At 39.1% G+C, this 18962-nt stretch carries 21 protein-coding genes; 11 read left to right on the forward strand and 10 right to left on the reverse strand.

Annotation, left to right across the window (positions count from 1 at the left end; translation table 11 throughout):
* The first annotated feature begins 333 nt into the window (after positions 1–333).
* The 5 genes from ACIQ2D_RS03395 to hslO are packed head-to-tail and all read left to right on the forward strand — an operon-like array spanning position 334 to position 4004.
* Complete coding sequence (locus tag ACIQ2D_RS03395) at positions 334–813, forward strand: Rrf2 family transcriptional regulator (protein ID WP_402859420.1); 480 nt, start codon at positions 334–336, stop codon at positions 811–813.
* A gap of 31 nt (positions 814–844) precedes the next feature.
* Positions 845–1798, forward strand: a complete 954-nt coding sequence (locus ACIQ2D_RS03400; protein ID WP_402859423.1) for an LLM class oxidoreductase — start codon at positions 845–847, stop codon at positions 1796–1798.
* Between the two features lie 59 nt (positions 1799–1857).
* Positions 1858–2067, forward strand: coding sequence for a DUF896 domain-containing protein (locus ACIQ2D_RS03405; protein WP_402859426.1), 210 nt, complete (start codon positions 1858–1860; stop codon positions 2065–2067).
* A gap of 45 nt (positions 2068–2112) precedes the next feature.
* Complete coding sequence (locus tag ACIQ2D_RS03410; RefSeq protein ID WP_402859429.1) at positions 2113–3105, forward strand: LLM class flavin-dependent oxidoreductase; 993 nt, start codon at positions 2113–2115, stop codon at positions 3103–3105.
* 20 nt (positions 3106–3125) lie between these two features.
* Positions 3126–4004 (forward strand): Hsp33 family molecular chaperone HslO, encoded by an 879-nt coding sequence (hslO, locus tag ACIQ2D_RS03415; RefSeq protein ID WP_402859432.1) that lies wholly within the window; start codon positions 3126–3128, stop codon positions 4002–4004.
* Positions 4005–4092: 88 nt separating this feature from the next.
* Here the strand turns inward: hslO and ACIQ2D_RS03420 are convergent, their stop codons facing one another.
* From ACIQ2D_RS03420 to vrrA, 5 genes are all read right to left on the reverse strand, one after another.
* Positions 4093–4290: a YwbE family protein gene (locus tag ACIQ2D_RS03420; RefSeq protein ID WP_402859435.1), complete on the reverse strand. Its 198-nt coding sequence runs from the start codon at positions 4288–4290 to the stop codon at positions 4093–4095.
* A 53-nt stretch (positions 4291–4343) separates the two neighbouring features.
* Positions 4344–4880 carry a tubby C-terminal domain-like protein gene (locus ACIQ2D_RS03425; RefSeq protein WP_402859438.1) on the reverse strand — a complete coding sequence of 179 codons (537 nt, stop codon included), beginning with the start codon at positions 4878–4880 and terminating at the stop codon, positions 4344–4346.
* A 305-nt stretch (positions 4881–5185) separates the two neighbouring features.
* Entirely contained in the window at positions 5186–6235 is a 1050-nt protein-coding gene (locus ACIQ2D_RS03430; RefSeq protein WP_402859441.1) for a TRAP transporter substrate-binding protein, read from the reverse strand.
* Positions 6236–6591: 356 nt separating this feature from the next.
* Positions 6592–7560 carry a 4-hydroxy-3-methylbut-2-enyl diphosphate reductase gene (locus ACIQ2D_RS03435; RefSeq protein WP_402859444.1) on the reverse strand — a complete coding sequence of 323 codons (969 nt, stop codon included), beginning with the start codon at positions 7558–7560 and terminating at the stop codon, positions 6592–6594.
* 190 nt (positions 7561–7750) lie between these two features.
* The gene (vrrA, locus tag ACIQ2D_RS03440) at positions 7751–8422 is read right to left on the reverse strand and encodes a VrrA/YqfQ family protein (protein WP_402859447.1); all 672 of its coding nucleotides are present in this window, start codon (positions 8420–8422) and stop codon (positions 7751–7753) included.
* Between the two features lie 441 nt (positions 8423–8863).
* On the opposite strand from vrrA, the gene ACIQ2D_RS03445 reads away from it, so the two are divergent.
* The 3 genes from ACIQ2D_RS03445 to ACIQ2D_RS03455 all read left to right on the forward strand — a co-directional run bounded on the left by ACIQ2D_RS03445 (position 8864) and on the right by ACIQ2D_RS03455 (position 11642).
* Complete coding sequence (locus ACIQ2D_RS03445) at positions 8864–9190, forward strand: antibiotic biosynthesis monooxygenase family protein (RefSeq protein WP_402859450.1); 327 nt, start codon at positions 8864–8866, stop codon at positions 9188–9190.
* Between the two features lie 244 nt (positions 9191–9434).
* The gene (locus ACIQ2D_RS03450) at positions 9435–10736 is read left to right on the forward strand and encodes a DEAD/DEAH box helicase (RefSeq protein WP_402859453.1); all 1302 of its coding nucleotides are present in this window, start codon (positions 9435–9437) and stop codon (positions 10734–10736) included.
* Positions 10737–10748: 12 nt separating this feature from the next.
* On the forward strand, positions 10749–11642 hold the full coding sequence (locus ACIQ2D_RS03455) for a deoxyribonuclease IV (protein ID WP_402859456.1): 894 nt from the start codon (positions 10749–10751) through the stop codon (positions 11640–11642).
* 267 nt (positions 11643–11909) lie between these two features.
* Here the strand turns inward: ACIQ2D_RS03455 and ACIQ2D_RS03460 are convergent, their stop codons facing one another.
* Positions 11910–12146, reverse strand: coding sequence for an endonuclease IV (locus ACIQ2D_RS03460; protein ID WP_402859459.1), 237 nt, complete (start codon positions 12144–12146; stop codon positions 11910–11912).
* 107 nt (positions 12147–12253) lie between these two features.
* Here ACIQ2D_RS03460 and ACIQ2D_RS03465 point away from each other — a divergent pair, with 107 nt between their 5' ends.
* Genes ACIQ2D_RS03465 through ACIQ2D_RS03475 form a run of 3 tightly spaced genes read left to right on the forward strand, consistent with a single transcriptional unit; the run spans position 12254 to position 14306 of the window.
* Complete coding sequence (locus ACIQ2D_RS03465; protein WP_402859462.1) at positions 12254–13000, forward strand: metal ABC transporter ATP-binding protein; 747 nt, start codon at positions 12254–12256, stop codon at positions 12998–13000.
* 14 nt (positions 13001–13014) lie between these two features.
* On the forward strand, positions 13015–13878 hold the full coding sequence (locus ACIQ2D_RS03470) for a metal ABC transporter permease (RefSeq protein WP_402859465.1): 864 nt from the start codon (positions 13015–13017) through the stop codon (positions 13876–13878).
* The gene (locus ACIQ2D_RS03475; RefSeq protein WP_402859468.1) at positions 13875–14306 is read left to right on the forward strand and encodes a Fur family transcriptional regulator; all 432 of its coding nucleotides are present in this window, start codon (positions 13875–13877) and stop codon (positions 14304–14306) included. The genes ACIQ2D_RS03470 and ACIQ2D_RS03475 overlap by 4 nt, the downstream gene beginning before the upstream one ends.
* Before the next feature lie 66 nt (positions 14307–14372).
* On the opposite strand, the gene kdpC is transcribed toward ACIQ2D_RS03475, so the two are convergent.
* The 4 genes from kdpC to ACIQ2D_RS03495 are packed head-to-tail and all read right to left on the reverse strand — an operon-like array spanning position 14373 to position 18905.
* Positions 14373–15011 carry a potassium-transporting ATPase subunit KdpC gene (gene kdpC / locus ACIQ2D_RS03480; RefSeq protein WP_402859471.1) on the reverse strand — a complete coding sequence of 213 codons (639 nt, stop codon included), beginning with the start codon at positions 15009–15011 and terminating at the stop codon, positions 14373–14375.
* 13 nt (positions 15012–15024) lie between these two features.
* The gene (gene kdpB / locus ACIQ2D_RS03485) at positions 15025–17091 is read right to left on the reverse strand and encodes a potassium-transporting ATPase subunit KdpB (RefSeq protein ID WP_402859474.1); all 2067 of its coding nucleotides are present in this window, start codon (positions 17089–17091) and stop codon (positions 15025–15027) included.
* Positions 17092–17106: 15 nt separating this feature from the next.
* Positions 17107–18801, reverse strand: coding sequence for a potassium-transporting ATPase subunit KdpA (gene kdpA / locus ACIQ2D_RS03490; protein ID WP_402859477.1), 1695 nt, complete (start codon positions 18799–18801; stop codon positions 17107–17109).
* A 23-nt stretch (positions 18802–18824) separates the two neighbouring features.
* Positions 18825–18905: a potassium-transporting ATPase subunit F gene (locus ACIQ2D_RS03495; RefSeq protein WP_402860606.1), complete on the reverse strand. Its 81-nt coding sequence runs from the start codon at positions 18903–18905 to the stop codon at positions 18825–18827.
* Positions 18906–18962: the final 57 nt, after the last annotated feature.

Here is an 18962-nt window from a genome sequence, read left to right on the forward strand (position 1 = left end):
CAATAACAAGTCTGTTTTTGCGTTTGCCGCTTCACTTATTGTGATACACGTTAACCTTGAAATTGATTCTTATGGCATCGTAGCTTTCCACATCAACGTATTAACCATACAAGTAGCCAGAATGTTTGAAAAAATGTTTGTCTTCTGGAAAAATCGCCATAGCTAGTGGGCTAGTTACAGAAATAATGGCGCAAATATCCTTCGTTAAGATGGTATCAGTATAGAAAATTTTACTTTTAAATCACCTCATGCTAGACTAAAGTGGATAATGATTATCCGGGTTGTTATTTATTGATGAAAAATAATGAAAATTGAGTAAAGGCGGTGATTTTTGTGCAGATGAAAACGGGGGTTGAACAGTCTGTCTATGCCATTCTTATCCTTAACATGTTACCAGATAAGGCGGTATTACCAGGGGAAGCGATCAGTCAACAATTGGGAGCTTCACCAACGTATTTTCAAAAATTGCTCCGGAAGTTAGTCAGTGCGGATTTGATTACTTCTGTGCCAGGGGTGAAAGGCGGATTTAAATTAAAGAAAAAACCTGAAGATATTCGAGTATATGATGTTTATCTTGCTATAGAGGGACAACAATCGCTTTATTCGTCTAGTGGAGTATTGCATGGCATGCTTGAGTTAGAAGAAGAAGATTGTTGCTGCTTATTAACGAACCTAATGGAAGAAGCCGAGTCTTCTTGGAAATCCGTGTTAAAGCGTGAAACAGTTGCGTCGTTATATGAAGAAATAAGTAAGAATTATCAACCAAAATTGCAATTACTACAAGAATGGGTAAAAGAAAAGATGGTTTTATAGCAGAAAAGCGGCAAAGTCAGGTGGAGTAAATATGGAGAAATTTCAATCGCATAATGGTTTTGCGCGATCATTTAAAGAAAATAAATTAACGCTAGGTCTTTCGTTTCCTTTAGAGGTGTCAGCGGATAAGCTTTGGACAATGGATTTAGCACAACAAATGGAACTGGCAAAACGAGCAGAAGATCTAGGGTTTGCTTCTTTGTTTGTAAGGGATTCACCACTTTATGATCCCAATTTTGGGGATAATGGTGTTGTGCACGATCCTTTCTTATTGCTTTCATACGTAGCCGCACATACGAGTAAAATCGCGCTGGGCACTGCGAGTGTGGTCACGTCATTGCGACACCCGCTTCACTTAGCAAAGTCAGCTGCCACTTTAGATGATATGTCTAAACAACGCTTCTTATTTGGTGTAGCAACAGGTGACCGTCCAATCGAATTCCCTGCATTTAAAGTAGAACGTGATGATCGTGCAGAATTGTTTAGGGAGTCCATACTGGTCATGAGAAAAGTGTGGGAAGAATCATTCCCCAAAATACAGTCGAAGCGAGTAGGACTAACAGATGGTGATGTGATTCCTAAGCCACTTTTAGCCGATATCCCCATTTTTGGAACAGGATATTCTGGGCAAACAGTTGAATGGTTAGCAGAAAACACTGATGGCTGGATGTTTTATGCCCAAGAGGCGAATCGCCAGCGTGAGCTAATTAAGGATTGGAGAAAAGTAGGGGGAAGGTTTAAGCCGTTTTCTCAGCCTTTGGTTATTAACTTATCAGAGAATCCACTGGCTTCACCTAGCCCCATTCCGATAAAAGTTGGCTTCACATCAGGACATAAGTTTTTAATCGATTATTTGTATGCTTTACAAGATATGGGGATTAATCATGTCATACTTGGTTTGAAAAAGGGTAATCGTCCTACGGCTGAAGTGATTCAAGAACTAGGGGAGTATGTAGTGCCGCATTTTCCAGCATTAACTACGTAAGGAATCAGATGTACTAATATTTTAGACAAAATTAATAAAGAGAATAGAGATGAAATAAGATGATAAATAACTTAGGGCGTATTAATGAATTAGCGAAAAAACAGCGTGAAGAAGGTTTGACAAATGCTGAACGGGTTGAGCAACAAGTGTTGCGTGAAGACTACTTACGCGAAATTCGCGGGCAAGTTCTAGGGCATTTTTCAGGGATGACTATACTTGATCCACTTGGAAATGATGTAACACCAGACAAATTGCGTAAAGAAAAGTAAATGGATTTTTAGGAAGTATAAGCTAATTGGAAGGACGATACCTAGATGAGATTAAGTATTTTGGACCAAGCACCCGTTACGAAAGGGAATACGGCAGCAGACGCTTTGAAGAAGGCGGAAGAGTTAGCGGTTTTAGGAGATGAATTAGGCTATCATCGAATGTGGATGGCGGAACATCATGCTACAACTGTTTTTGCAAGTTCAGCTCCAGAGGTGACGGCTGCCTATTTGACTGCTAAAACGAAAAGTATTCGTATTGGAACTGGTGGAGTGATGATGATGCATTATTCCCCATTGAAACTGGCGGAAGTGTTTAAAACACTAAGTGCATTTTCGCCGGGGCGTATTGATTTTGGCGTTGGTCGAGCTCCAGGAGGAGATAACTACTCCATTTATGCTTTATCTGAAGGACGCCAACCGATGGTGAACAATATGTATGAAAAATTTGATACTACACTGCAGTTGATCAGCGACGAAGTTCCCGATGATGATTTGTATAACAAAACAATTGCAACACCGTCGAAAATCTCTTTGCCAGAAGCTTGGCTGTTAGGTTCTAGTGGTAACAGTGCTGTACAGGCTGGGCGCAGGGGTGTTGGTTATTCTTTTGCACAATTTTTTAATGGTGAGATGTCTAAGGAAATCTTAGATGTATACAAAGAGAATTTCCAACCCTCAGCTTTTATGGAGAAGCCGCAAATCAATGTTTCCTATATGGTGACAACAGCTGAAACAAAAGAAGAAGCTGAGTTTGAGGCAATGCCACAAGATATTTGGCGTTTAATGTTTTTGAAAGGCAAGATTGGGCAAGTTTTGACGCCTGAAGAAGCTAGGGATTATCCTTTGACGGAAATGGATCGCATGACGATTAAAGAAAATCGTAAAATCCATTTAGTAGGAGATGTAAAAGAAATCGCAACATTGTTACAGGAAGAGCAAGCTCACTATGGATTTGATGAAGCGATGATTTGTAGTATCCCCCATTCACAAGAGAAACGTCTAAACGTTTATAAATTATTAGCACAGGAATTGTTTTAAAGGAAGAAAGGAAGAAGAAAATGAAAGACTATTTAGTAAAAGCGTTAGCTTATAATGATCAAGTACGTGCTTATGCAGTTAATACAACCGTAACGGTGGGAGAGGCACAACGCCGTCATAATACTTGGCCAACTGCTTCAGCTGCATTAGGACGATCAATGACTGCAAGTGTGATGCTTGGAGCAATGCTCAAAGGTGAAGAAAAAATAACAGTGAAAATCAATGGTGGGGGTCCTATTGGCACAATTCTCGTGGATACAAACGCCAAAGGAGAAGTAAGAGGCTATGTCTCTAATCCTCAAACTCATTTTGACCTTAATGAACAAGGAAAACTAGATGTGCAAAGAGCCGTAGGAACAGATGGATTGATGACAGTGTCAAAAGATATAGGATTACAGCATCCTTTTGTAGGACAAATCCCCATTATATCTGGTGAGATTGGTGAAGATTTTACATCATATCTTTTTAATTCAGAACAAACGTCTTCTGCTGTAGGAGTAGGTGTACTAGTGAATCCTGATAACACAATTCAAACTGCCGGTGGTTTCATCATTCAACTGATGCCAGGTGCAGAGGATGAAATCATTAGCGCAATAGAAGAGCGACTGAAAGTAATTGCACCAATTTCTTCAATGATTGCGGAAGGTATGACGCCGGAACAAATACTTGAGCAAGTACTCGGTGAAGGAAATGTAAAAGTTTTAGAAAGAATGCCGGTTCAATTCCAGTGTCAATGCTCCGAAGAGAGAGTTACCAATGCCATTGTAAGTTTAGGAAGTGAAGAGATTCAAGACATGATTCAAACAGATGGGCAGGCTGAAGCAAATTGCCATTTCTGTAATGAAACTTATCATTTCACGAAAGAGAACTTAGAGGCACTGCTGGAAGCAACTGTTTAATCAATTACACGAGAGGCTTTATCTTCATTCAGCCAGCGTTTGGGCGCCGCTGAAAAAAGCTACCTCCGTTTAGAGATAGCCCAAAGTATTATTTTTGAAAAATGTCACAGACACGACCGACTTGTCCATCTGTAAGGCGAACTTTAATGCCGTGTGGATGTCGAGCAGAATTTGTTAGTAAATCTTTGACAACTCCACGAGTTTTGATGCCTGTGCGTTGGTCCTTTTTGAGAATAATGTTGACCTCAAGACCTGGGTAAATATCTTTTCGATTTTGTCCGTTCATGTTAAATGCCTCACATCTATTAGAATGACTTGTATTATAGCATAAAAATGAAGTTAGTTCTTAAAAGCAAACAGAGATTGGTAAAGAGTAGCTAATAAAGCAACGAATAGCGTGTCGTCGGATTCAAATAGTTTATAGGTAACGCCTTGTTGTACAAGACCACCTTCAACCAAGCAAGCACTGGCAATTTTAATGTCATTACAGTACAAAAATACTGTTGAAGTAAAATCTTTTTCAAAGCGAAAAACAAGTCCGTCCATTGTAAACGAATAAGAGGATTCTAGTAATTGAACCGTTTTTCGTTGAATTGGTATGTTTGTTCCGTCTGGCATAATAAGTTGATGACTAACGCCCTTTGTAAACAGTGTAGATTGCACTTGAAAAAGGGGAGCGCCAAGTGTTGTGCGTGTTTCATAGCGTTGTGGTAACGAATCTTGTGTAGCAATAAGTAATGCAGTATTTAATACTTTACCAACAGATGAACGTTCAACTTTTTGCAGCACGCAAACAGCTTCGTTTTGTTCATTTAGGATGGGGATATTTGAAAATCTGTCTAGTAATTTAGGATATGTAAGTGTAAAAGTAGCCATTTAAAAAACCTCCAATCTACTTACTGTATACGAGTAAGGTAGACTGGAGGTTTCACTATTTTTAGTTTACTGTCGCTTCACCAGCAAGCGTGGTGAAGTCAAAGCCTGTGGCTCCTTTAGAAGTAAGCATTAAAATCGCAAGCAATGTGATTTGGTGCTTAATATAAGTCAACACTATATGCTTGAGCGATGAAAATGGCAGCCATTGATTAGTAAATCGACGTGCCATCTACAAATTCAGAGATAGCAAAGATTTGAAGTTATTTTATAGTAGCGGGTTACTTCATTATTAATGACAAGTTGACTTACTGAGAAACAATTTTTTGAATTTGTTCTAACACTTTATCATCATCGACATTTGCGAAGTAATAATCATACAAGGGTGCCAGTTTCTCTTTAAAGCGAATTCGTTCTTCTGCACTCATATCATAAATTTCAAAATCATCCATTTGCTGAAGCTTGCGTAAATCTTTTTCGTTCATTAAAATAGCTTGCTCAAATTGCCAGTCTGTCGTTTCCTTCATAGCTTCGGTAATTTGTTTTTGAATTTTTGTAGGAAGCGACTGCCAAAATTTTTCGTTCATTAAAACAGAATAGCCCAAGATCCCATGCTTCGTTAATGTCATATGCTGCTGTACTTTATAAAAGCCCTTCGAATAAATATTTGACGCCGTATTTTCTTGAGCTTCAATGGCATGAGTTTCTAAATCGCTAAAAACTTCACTAAAGGATATAGGAATTGGTGTTGCACCAACAGCTTCAAATTGTTTTTCAAGAGTTTTACTAGGCATAGTACGCACACGTAAACCTTGTAGATTTTCATAGGTATGAATTGGGAGATCAGTGGATGTTAAATGCTTGAAACCATTATGCCAAAAGCCGAGCCCTTTTACTTGATAAGGTTCTAGTTCCTCTAGTAATTGTTCACCGATAGCCCCTGTAAGTACATTATGTACATCTTCATCTGTATCAAATAAGTATGGTAAATCGAGTACTTGCCATTTAGGTAGATATGTAGTCATTTTGGAAAAGGTGGGGATGATCATATCGACATCACCATCTTGTAAGGCTTTAAATTCATTTTCGTCATTGTAAAGTGAGGCATTAGGATAGACATGCACCTTTACTTCACCGTTCGTTTTTTCTTCGACAAGTTCAGCGAATTTACTTGCAGCCAATCCTTTAGGTGTGTTTTCCGCTACGACATGACTTAAATGGATCGTAATTTGTGTATCTAACCCTTTTTGTTCGTCGTCGTATGGGAGTGGTTTTGCAAATAATAGATCTTGCTGAATACTAATAGCAACTGTTAAAAGTAGTACAGATAATATTGATCCTATAATGAATTTTTTCATTTATTACACCCAATTGTTAGTGACCTTTATTTTTGTTATTCTAACATAAGAAGTGCGCTGAAATATAGTCAGAGGGGGGATGATTTTGAACTTTCTTAAATTATCGATGAAGGGAAAAATCATGTCTCATACTTTATGATTCTCATTTTCTCCTTTACTATTGTGGGAACGTTTCAGTTAGGATTAGTATAGTAGATGAACCGATGGTATAAGAGGTCAATCGTCTGTTTTTTAAAAAGAAGAGGGTATAGAGAAAAAACCTGATTGTCGCTAATGGACATTCAGGTTTTTTACGTGATTGAGTTATATCTAAGCTAAGTATCACGCTCTTTAGGGGTAATCAGTATTTGAATATTTTAGTATGGCATAATTTTATCTACTGGTTTAGCCGTTTTGATTTTCGGCAAGATTTTGTCGAGTGTTACCGTCCGATTGATGACATGTGTAGATTCATCGTTTTCATCGAACTGTTCTAAGAACGCTATAACTTCTTTGACAATTGGCGTAGGAGTTGAGGCACCCGCTGTAACAGCGACTGTTTTGATTCCACGTAACCATTCTGTTTTAAGTTCAGATACGTCTGCGATACGGTATGATGGTGTACCAGCAACTTCAACGGAAACTTGTGTCAAACGATTGGAGTTATTTGACTTTGGATCACCAACAACAATTAGTAAATCGGCTTCACCGGCTTGTTTTGCAACGGCTTCTTGACGTACTTGTGTAGCCAAACAAATCTCTTTATGCACTTCAATATGTGGGAATTTCTCTTTTAAACTATCCATTAAATGTGCAACGTCCCATTGACTCATAGTAGTCTGGTTCGTTACCAGTAATTTATCATTCTTTAAGTCTAACGCATCGATATCTGCTGAAGATTGTACTAAATGGACGTGATCCGGTGCAACGCCAATCGCACCTTCTGGCTCAGGATGTCCTTTTTTTCCGATATAAATAATATCGTAGCCTGCTGCTGATTTTTCAGAAATCAAATCATGCGTTACCGTAACGTCAGGGCATGTTGCGTCGATAGATACTAAGCCTTTACGTTTTGCAATTTCACGAATTTCCGGTGATACACCATGCGCTGTGAAGATAACAGTGCCTGTTTCAACTTGTTTAATAATTTCTAAGCGGTTTTCACCGTCTAATGTAATGATACCATCTTCTTCAAAGGCATCTGTGACATGTTTGTTGTGTACGATCATTCCTAAAATGTAGATAGGTCTTGGTAAAGATTTATCAAGTGCAGCATTGCGTGCAATAACCATCGCATCAACAACACCGTAACAATAGCCACGTGGATTAATTTTTAGTACTTGCATGTTGTGACTCCTTTCAAGCTTACGTACATACATTATAACGGACAGGCACGCTGAATACAAAGAATCGTTCAATCAATTGCACCTTAACGCTTTTTGTTAACTATATGTAGCTATTAGCTCGAGTTCCGCTGGATAGAGTCTGACAACTGCAAACATCCCGCCACTTGGTGAGGTGGCAGGATGAATTAAGTTACATTGGTGGTTGGAAAATACGTGGTTTTGAAGGAACGGGGTCACGTGGTATTGCTGGTGTATTTTGAGTGGATGAACGTCGGCTACTGCTTCGTGGTCGTGCGCTATCATCAGCTATCGCTTCAGCAGCAACTGCGGCAGCCCCAGCTCCTGCAACTGCGCCAGCAGCGGGTAACCCTGAAAATCCTTTATATAATTTAAAAAGTGACGGGATGTTTTTCATCATCGGCATCGCTTGTTGAATATAAGGGGTATACGTTTTAGCTGAGTTAAATATGCTATCGGCTGATTGTAAAAATGATGCAATTTTTGATGGTGGTTGCATTCCTGCACCAGCAGCTGCGGCGGCACCGGCAGCACCGGGTATTTGGCTACCCATAGCAGCAAAACCATCGGGTACTTGCCCGCCCATAGCAGCAAAACCGCCGGGTATTTGCCCACCCATAGCGCCTAAACTGCCGGGCATTTGTAAGCCGCTTGGGATTCGTGGTTGAAAAGGAAATCTACCAGGAGGCATAAAGGATTGTGGTGACATCGGCATTTGTGGTGGCATTTGCATCTGCATGGGCATTTGCATGGGCATTTGCATGGGCATCTGCATAGGCATTTGCATAGGCATACGCATCGCTCCGGGATACATTTGAAACGGATTATTTTGTCGAAATACCATGTTGTTCTCCTTTCGTCGCAAGTTTGTCATTCACGACAGTCTTGATTATAAATATGATATGCAGATGCGCATGTTAGCGTTCTGAAAACACAACGCAACAAATCAATAGAAATAAATGTTTTTCCCTTTTGAGTCCAAAAAAACAGGGGAGATACAGCACATTTGAAACCAACTATCCACATAAGATGTAGGATAGTTTTTTTAAAAAAAGTCGCTACAACATATGTTTTAGTGTTGTGAAAGAGCTACATTCATTTTATGTTGTTATGTCCTGTAAAGTTCCTTCGACTGTTCTAGGGGTTCAGCAAATTCTTCATCTGATGCATGCTCATATAACAGTAATCTAAGTTATACGGTTAATGGTTTATATAATTTCCAACCACTTTTTGGTACTATGATGAAGTCAGATGTATTTTCTACATAAAGGGAGTGATGTGTGAGATGAGTAAAATTGCTAAAGCGTTTCCGTTACCTTATTATGCAGTTGTTTTTGCATCGGAGCGTACGGACGGTGACAATGGTTACGGTGTAATGGCATCAAAGATGGATGAATTAGCAAGCAAACAAAAAGGTTTTTTAGGAGCTGAAAGTGCTAGAGATTCAGATTTGGGGATTACCGTGTCTTATTGGGAGACAATAGAAGATATCGCCGCTTGGAAAGCAAATGCTGCACATCAAATCGCACAACAACGTGGAAAAGAGCAATGGTATAGTCGATATTCTTTGCGTGTTTGTAAAATAGAAAGAGACTATGTTTTTGAAATATAAGAGAACTTTATTTCGATAGTCTTCCCTATATCAGTTCAACTTGAACACTCCATAAAGGGTAATTTTTAAAGTATTTGGCTATAATTTGTCCAAATACTCTTTTTCATTGCATTAAATCGCTATTTGAAGTAAGTTTGTTAAGGATAAAAAGTATATTATAATAATTATTAGTGTTTATCGATCGTAAATACACTTAAATATACGATTCATGGTACAATAGGTAAGATGTCAGGAGGTACGAATTATGTCAAAATATACAGATTATAATTTTCAGCCATTTTTGCAGGACGCAATTGCAAAATTAGGCTTCACAGAACCAACGCCAATTCAAAAGGAAATCATTCCACTTATTCTTAAAGGGAAAAGTGCAATTGGCCAAGCACACACAGGTACAGGGAAAACACATAGTTTCTTAATACCGATCGTGCAACGTGTAGATGTGTCAAAACAGGAGGTACAAGCTGTTATTTCATCACCAACACGTGAGTTAGCGCAACAAATTTTCGATGCGTTAAATCAGTTAATAGAAGGAACAGATATTCAAGCGAAATTATTTATTGGGGGTACGGACAAACAACGCTCAATTGATAAGTTAAAAACGCAGCCACAAATCGTTGTTGGTACTCCAGGACGTATTCGTGATCTTGTGAAAGAGCAAGCGTTATTTGTGCATACTGCACCAATCTTAGTCGTGGATGAAGCAGATTTAGCTTTCGACATGGGCTTCATTGAAGACATCGATGGTTTTGCTTCACATATGCCAGACAAACTTGAAATGTATGTATTCTCAGCAACAATTCCAGAACGTCTGCAACCATTCTTGAAAAAGTATATGGATGCACCTGTTCACGTTCATATGAACGACAAACGCCCTGTAGCAGAAGGTATTGATTTTGCATTAGTACCGATTCGTTCAAAATCACGTAACAAACGTTTACTAGATGTTATTGAAGGCATCAATCCTTTCTTAGCGGTTATCTTTACGAATACACGTAAAACAGCTGAGCACGTAGCGGGCTATTTAACGGAAAATGGTATTCGTTGTGGACAAATTCACGGTGACCTAGCTCCTCGTGAACGTAGCCGTATGATGAAGCAAATTCGCGATTTAGATTATCAATATATCGTAGCAACTGACCTAGCTGCGCGCGGTATCGATATTCAAGGGATTTCTCATGTTATTAACTACGAAATTCCAGATGATTTAGAATTCTTTATCCACCGTGTTGGCCGTACAGCGCGTGCTGGTAATAAAGGTACTGCAATTACATTATTCGAGCCGTCTGATGAGGATGCATTAGCACGTGTTGAAAAAATGGGTATTCCTTTCGTACAAAAGGACGTAAAAGATGGGGAATGGACAGAGCTTAAAGAACGTCATGCCCGTAAAAACCGCGTCAAGCATGAAAATGAAATTGATGCAAAAGCCAAATCAATGGTACGTAAGCCAAAGAAAGTAAAACCAGGCTACAAACGTAACATGAAATGGGAAATGGATAAAATTAAAAAACGTGAACGTCGCATAAAAGCGCGCGGTAAAAAATAAGGAGGGGTTTAGATGTTACTTGGCTCACATGTTTCTATGAGTGGCAAGGAAATGTTGCTTGGCTCTAGTAAGGAAGCTCTTTCTTACGGTGCTAACACCTTTATGATTTATACCGGTGCTCCTCAAAATACACGCCGTAAGCCGATTTCAGAACTTAATATTATGAACGGCTTACTGCATATGAAAGAAAATGGCATGTCTAATATTGTCGTGCATGCACCATATATTATTAATATAGCAAATACAGAAAAGCCTGAAACATTCCGCCTTGGTGTGGATTTCCTACAATCTGAAATCGAACGTACTGCAGCGCTTGAAGCTACACAAATTGTGTTACATCCAGGTGCACACGTAGGCGCAGGTGCAGATGCAGGGATCGCCAAAATTATTGAAGGCTTAAATGAAGTATTATCACAAGATTTCCCCGTGCAAATCGCTTTAGAGACGATGGCAGGAAAGGGTACAGAATGTGGTCGATCATTTGATGAACTTGCTAAAATTATAGATGGTGTAACAAATAATGAGCGACTTTCTGTGTGCTTTGATACGTGTCATACACATGATGCTGGTTATAATATCGTAGAAGATTTCGACGGCGTGTTAAACGAATTCGATAAAATTGTCGGTATTGACCGCATTAAAGTATTACACATCAATGATTCTAAAAACGTACGAGGTGCAGGAAAAGACCGTCATGAAAATATTGGCTTTGGCCATATTGGATTTGATGCGTTACATCAAATCGTGCATCATCCACAATTAATGGATGTACCAAAAATTTTAGAAACACCTTTTGTGGCACTTAATAGCGATGCTAAATCAAAATCAGCACCATATAAATACGAGATTGATATGCTACGTAGTGGAGAGTTCAAACCTGAACTTATCGATGCATTACGCGGTTAAGTAAATATAACAGCCCAATGTCAGTGTTGAACTGATTGTCGGGCTGTTATTTTTTTTACGTTCTAAAGAAAAAGTAAGTTGATGCCGTGGCTACGAGATATATCAGGGTTCACCAGGGAAATTCAGCACACGACAGAAGCTAGCTATCTTTATTATTCACATATATGGATCTATATATTTCAATAATAGACTTTAAACCAAACCAACCACCAGTCCGAGTTTTCACCCTTACTGATGGTTAGCTGGTTATTTGGAAAGCAGATATTATTATTTTGTAAAGAGTGCTATCAGTTGTCTAGATCGTTTTCTTCCTAGAACAGCTTCGAGCTCAACAAGGATATCCTTGGGAATACCTACAAAGAGCCATGTAAATGAAAATTTCTCTAAATAAGGTCGAAGTTTCTTCACTTCAGAAGTGCTAATATCAAATCCTTCGGCACGTGCGATTGCAACAATTTCCTTATCCGTGCTTTGTGCTAATTGTTGTAAAAATTGAATACTCAACGCGAAGCCTCCTTTTAGTCTTATTTTCTTTACAAATGTTGCCCTTTCATTTATACTAAACCCTTGTAAATCGTAATGATTCTGAATTAGAAAGAAGCGAAAAATGAATGAAGACACCATTAATTGAAATTGAAAATGTGTCGTTCCAATATGACTATACACACGTATTGAAGAACATTTCTTTTCAAGTGGAAAAAGGAGATTTTCTAGCACTACTAGGTCCAAATGGCTCTGGAAAATCAACATTATTAAAAATAATACTAGGTTTGCTTAAACCGATGTCTGGGGAAATTAAATTATTTGGTGAGCCTAGCGCTAGCTTTAAGCATCGTGAGTGGATTGGTTATGTTTCACAAAAATCCAATGCCTTTAACTCAGGTTTTCCGGCTACTGTACAAGAGGTTGTGAAAAGTGGTTTGACGAAAAAGTTAGGGCTATTTAAGCGTCCAGCACGAGATGCAGATGACAAAGTGCGAGCGGCATTAAAAGCAGTTGGTATGGATGCCTTTATGCAACGAAATATCGGTGAGCTTTCTGGTGGTCAGCAACAACGTGTATTTATTGCTCGTGCATTAATAAGTGAGCCGAAACTACTTATTTTAGACGAGCCAACAGTTGGGATTGATCATGAGAATGTACAGTCATTTTATGATATGCTAGCGAAATTGAATCGGGAACAGGGAATAACGATGATTCTTGTCACGCATGATGTGGATACAGTATCGAACCGTATTAGCCACGTGGCGTGTCTGAACCAAACGATTCATTTCCACGGCTACAAAAATGATTTTGATAATATTTCACAGGATGCGTTAGAAGCTTGGTACGGTCATTCTGTGAGAAAGATTCACTAGAAGGGGAAGGCATAATGATTGAAGCAATTTTTAACTATGAATTTTTACAAAATGCCTTTTTCTCTGGGCTACTAATCGGCATCATTGCACCGCTTTTAGGTGTATTTATCGTTGTCCGCAGGCTTTCACTGATTGCAGATGCGCTATCACATGTCACTCTAGCGGGTATTGCAGGGAGCTTGTATTTAAGCCAGTCAGTTGCAGCGTTTGCATTACTCAATCCTATTTATCTAGGAATACTTGCATCTGTAAGTGGGTCAATTTTAATTGAGCGTTTGCGTCGTTTATATAAGCATTACGAAGAGCTTGCGATTCCGATTATTATGTCGGGCGGAATTGGTATTAGTGCGATTTTTATCTCGCTAGCAAGCGGTTTTAGTACAGATTTAATGAGCTATTTATTTGGGTCAGTATCAGCAGTATCAAGACAAGATTTATATGTTGTTTTGGCAATTGCTGTCGTGGTGGTGGCTTTTCTATTCTTATTCTTTAAAGAATTATTTGTGCTATCGTTTGATGAGGAATATGCAAAGGCAAGTGGGTTACCAGCACGCTGGGTTCACTTATTATTCATGATTGTGACGGCACTCGTTATTGCCGCAAGTATGCGTATTGTCGGTATCTTACTTGTATCGTCGTTGATGACATTACCTGTAGCTGCAGCAATGCGGTTGGCAAAAGGCTTTAAACAAACAATCATCTATTCAATCGTCTTTGGGGAAACAGCTGTATTGATTGGCTTAGTTAGCGCCTTTTATTTAGATTTAGCGCCAGGTGGCACGATTGTGGTTACATCGATCCTCATTTTATTACTAGTGATTTTAGGTAAGAAAATGGCGTTGAAAATGTCTGCGAAACAAGGGGAGGAAGCACTGTGAATATTTCAAGAGCGTGGGAAATTTTAAAAGAAAATGGCTATAAAAAGACAGATAAACGTGAGTTAATATTAGATATGTTTGCTGCAACAGATAAATATTTAACCGCTCGAGATTTATTGCAAGTGCTAAAAAAAGACTTTCCAGGAATGAGCTTTGACACGATTTATCGTAATCTCTCAACATTTGTGAGCCTAGGAATTTTAGAAGAAACTGAATTATCAGGAGAACGTAATTTCCGTATGCATTGTGAGTCAGAGCATCATCACCACCATTTTATCTGTATGGATTGCGGTAATGTCAAAGAACTCAATATTTGCCCAATGGAAATGCTCGGTGAAAAGTTACCTGATTATGAAATTGAAAACCATAAATTCGAGATTTATGGGAAATGTCCAAAATGTAAACTTGAAATCCTATCAGAACAATAATATAAAAACGACTCATACCTTATAGAGGAATGAGTCGTTTTTACGTTTTGTAGCGCATAAATTATATTATTGCTCTTTCAATTTTTTATAAATGTCTATGTTAGCACCTAGGACATTGACCGTATCTTCACCAAAGACACCGAAAAGGCGGCTATCAGTATTAGCTTCTATAATTGCTTCTACTTCATCAGCGGGTATACCACTTGCTTTCACAATACGTTCCATTTGAATGAAAGCTGCATCCACACTGATATGCGGATCTAGCCCAGAGCCGGAAGCGGTCATCAAGTCAGATGGAATTTGCTCGCGCTGAACGCCCGGGTTCTCATTTAAAAACGATTCTATATTGGCTTCCATTCGTTTTATGAGCTCAGGGTTGGACGGGGCATAGTTGAAAGTGCCCGAGCTGACGCCGCGATAAGCTGTATCCCCATTTTGATCTGGCATAGTATCTTCTTTTGTATAAACGTTATAATTCACCGAAGATACGCGACCCCAAAAATACTCGGGTGATGTAAAGGTCTGACCCAATAATTCTGAGCCGACAACTTCACCGTCCACTTCTAGTAAGCTACCATTTGCCTGATGATTAAAAAAAGCCTGAGCAACCCCGGTGACTGCAAATGGGTAAATCAAACCGCATAAAGCAAACATTGTTAAAGTCACCAATATTGCTTGTTTAGAGCTTTCAAAAAATACCTTCATGGTACATTTCCTCCTATAGACCCATTATGTGTAGTACTGGCCCAATTATTAAATCAATTAGCTTAATACCAATAAAAGGGGCAATTATCCCGCCTAGCCCATAAATCAATAAGTTTTTGCTTAATAACTTGGAAGCACTCATCGGTTTATAGTTTACGCCCTTCATAGCAATTGGGATTAACATAGGTATGATCACTGCATTAAAGATTAGGGCAGAGATGATGGCGCTTGTCGGCGAATTCAGCATCATCACATTTAATGACTTCATTTCTGGTACAGCTACCATCAACATTGCTGGGATAATGGCAAAGTATTTAGCCACATCGTTCGCAATACTAAATGTTGTGAGCGCTCCACGAGTCATGAGTAGCTGTTTACCGATTTCTACAACTTCTATTATTTTTGTAGGATTGGAATCAAGATCCACCATATTCGCTGCCTCTTTTGCTGCATTTGTGCCAGAATTCATGGCTAGCCCAACATTAGCCTGTGCTAGTGCAGGCGCATCGTTTGTTCCATCACCAGTCATCGCCACAATCTTTCCAAGTGCCTGCTCATCTTTAATGACTTTAATTTTATCTTCGGGCTTACTTTCTGCAATAAAGCCATCCACGCCAGCTTCTCTAGCGATGGAAGCGGCAGTTAGGGGGTTATCCCCAGTACACATAATTGTTTTTATACCCATTGCACGAAGTTGATCAAAACGTTCTTTCAATCCGGGTTTCACAACATCTTTTAAGTAAATAACACCTAAGATTTTCTCATTCTCCGCCACCACTAGAGGTGTGCCACCAAGCGATGATACTTGATGAACTAATTGCTCTAAATCTTTCGGGATAAGGTGACCAGCAGCAAGGCTTTCTTGTTTAATCGAATCGTAGGCGCCTTTCCGAATTTTTGTGCCATCTTGCATATCAAGCCCACTCATACGTGTTTGTGCGGTAAATGAAATGTGGTGGCTCTTTTTGATAATCATTTCTTCGTGCGTAGTGTCTACTAATAATTCGCATGCAAGTGATAAAATCGATTTTCCCTCAGGTGTGTCGTCCGTCAATGAGCTCAACCATGCAGCGCGTATTAAATCTTTTTGTTCGACACCTTTCACTGGTGAAAATTCAGTTGCCATTCGGTTTCCGTAGGTGATAGTTCCAGTCTTATCTAAAATCAATGTATCTACGTCACCAGAGGCTTCAACAGCTCTTCCTGACATCGCAATCACATTAAACTGCGTCACACGGTCCATCCCGGCAATACCGATTGCTGATAACAATCCACCGATCGTAGTAGGAATTAAGCACACAGTTAGTGCGATTAAAGTGGCGATGGGAATATGGACATTTAAATAGGTCGTCATTGGATAAAGCGTAACAACAACTAGCAAAAAGACAATCGTTAAACTCACTAATAATGTGTTGAGTGCAATTTCGTTCGGTGTTTTTTTACGGCTGGCTCCTTCAATCAAAGCAATCATTTTATCTAAGAATGATTCGCCAGGCAGTGATGTGATTTCAATCATTAGCCAATCACTTGTCACAGTAGTACCACCAGTAACGGACGCAAAGTCGCCGCCTCGTTCTTTCACGACAGGAGCAGATTCCCCAGTGATAGCCGATTCATCGACTGTGGCGATTCCTTCTATTACTTCGCCGTCATTAGGGATAACTTCTCCAGCCTGAACTAAGACAATGTCTCCCTTCTTAAGGTCATGTGCTTGTTTCATTAACTCATCGCCATTTTCTAGAATAACACGTGCAAGAGTCACGGTTTTTGTACTCTTTAACGTTTGTACTTGTGCTTTTCCTCTTCCTTCCGCAATTGATTCTGCAAAGTTAGCAAATAGAATTGTAATGAAAAGAACAATTGCAACAATCGCATTATAGAGACGATCGTGTTCTCCCGTACTACTCTCGAGCATATTTGGGAAAATGGTTAACAGTAAGACCAAGAACAAACCAATTTCCACTACGAACATCACAGGATTTTTTATCATATATATGGGATTAAATTTCTTAAAAGCGCCTATTATAGAGCTTTTCAAAATATCGCTCGTTATAAAACTTTTTTTTGAAGCAGTTTCCATGTACGTCTCTCCTTATCAAGAATATATTTGTAAGTGTTCTGTAATTGGACCGAGTGCCAGTGCCGGTAAAAATGTTAAAGCGCCGATTAGTAGGACAATTGCGACGAGTAGGGTAGTAAACATTGCATTATCAGTTTTTAATGTTCCTACAGAATCGCTATACCATATTTTTTTAGCAAGCAGTGATGCAATGGCTAGTTGGAGTATAATCGTTAGGTAGCGACCAAAGAACATGGCAATACCAGTTGTTACGTTCCAAAATGTCGAGTTATCAGCTAACCCTTCAAAGCCAGAGCCATTGTTTGCTGAGGATGAAGCAAACTCATACAAAACCTGCGATAAACCATGTGCACCCGGATTTGTGATACCAGCTACGCCAGCCGTTGTTGCAACAGCCAGTGCTGAAAACAGCAGTATAATAGCCGGATGGATTAAAATACAAAGGGCAATTAACTTCATTTCTTTTTCTTCAATTTTCTTTCCTAAAAACTGTGGTGTTCGACCAATCATGAGACAGGCAATGAAGATGGTCAGTAATACATACATCATCATGTTCATCAGCCCGACGCCTTTGCCTCCGAACACAACGTTCAACATCATGTTAAACATCGCCACAAGTCCGCCTATTGGTGTTAAGGTATCATGCATGTTATTGACAGAACCTGTTGTAAAAGCAGTTGTCACAGTAGTGAAGAGCGCCGATTGTTCGACCCCAAACCGCATTTCTTTCCCTTCCATACTTCCTAGTTCCTGTGTAATCCCGAGGTCGCTGATGAGTGGATTGCCTGCACGCTCAGCAACAGTAACAGTAACTAACCCTATTAGAAATAGCATGCTCATGGCAGCAAAAATGGCTAATCCTTGTTTGCCAAATAGCGTTTTCTTTCTTCTATGTGCTACCATTAAACTAAAAGCGACAACACAAGCACCAGGTAGTAACATCATCGATAGTATTTCTACAATATTAGAAAAAACAGTTGGATTTTCAAAAGGCGTCGTAGAATTGGCTCCATTAAAACCACCACCATTTGTGCCAATGTGCTTAATGGATTCAAGTGATGCTACAGGCCCGAGTGCGATATCCTGCATCTTTCCTTCTATTGTTTGTACCGTCTTATTCGCACTTAAAGTTTGAGGCGACCCCTGAGCTACTAAAATTATTGCAACTACGAATGAAATAGGGATTAATATACGTGTAATAACACGTACAAGGTCTACAAAGAAATTACCAAGTGTATCAGTCTTAGCTACTAAACAACGACAAAACGCCATGCATGCTGCATAACCTGTTGCTGCAGAAGTAAACATCATAAATATAATGACTAGCATCTGAGACATATAACTTAATCCTGATTCACCGCTGTAGTGTTGTAGATTTGTATTGGTCATAAACGAAATAATCGTATTAAATGACAGGGTCGCTTCCATATTATCTATTCCATTTGGATTTAAAAACAAAGCAGATTGAATGCGTAATAGAACGTATCCGATGAATACCATAAAGGCATTCGAAAGAATCAATGCAAGTACATATTGTTTACCTGTCATATCATCTTGTTTTATGCCGCTTATTTTGTAAATAACATGGTCAACTTTATCCAATAGTGGATCGATCCAAGTTTTTTCTTTCATCGTTACTCGAAAAAGATAATGTCCCGCTAGAATAACAAGCGGTATATAGACAACTAAAATAATGGCAATTTGCCACATACTCCTGACCTCCTAAAAGCCAATTAATAGTTTTCTGGATATAATAATGCATGCCCCAAATATCCAAATAGCAATACAATCAGAACTCCCATCACGATCCACATAATTTTTCCTCCTTACTCTTTTGCAAGTTTGTAACACCAAGCTGTTAAACCATAAAG

Source organism: Lysinibacillus sp. NPDC097287, assembly GCF_044761695.1.
Taxonomy (GTDB): domain Bacteria; phylum Bacillota; class Bacilli; order Bacillales_A; family Planococcaceae; genus Lysinibacillus.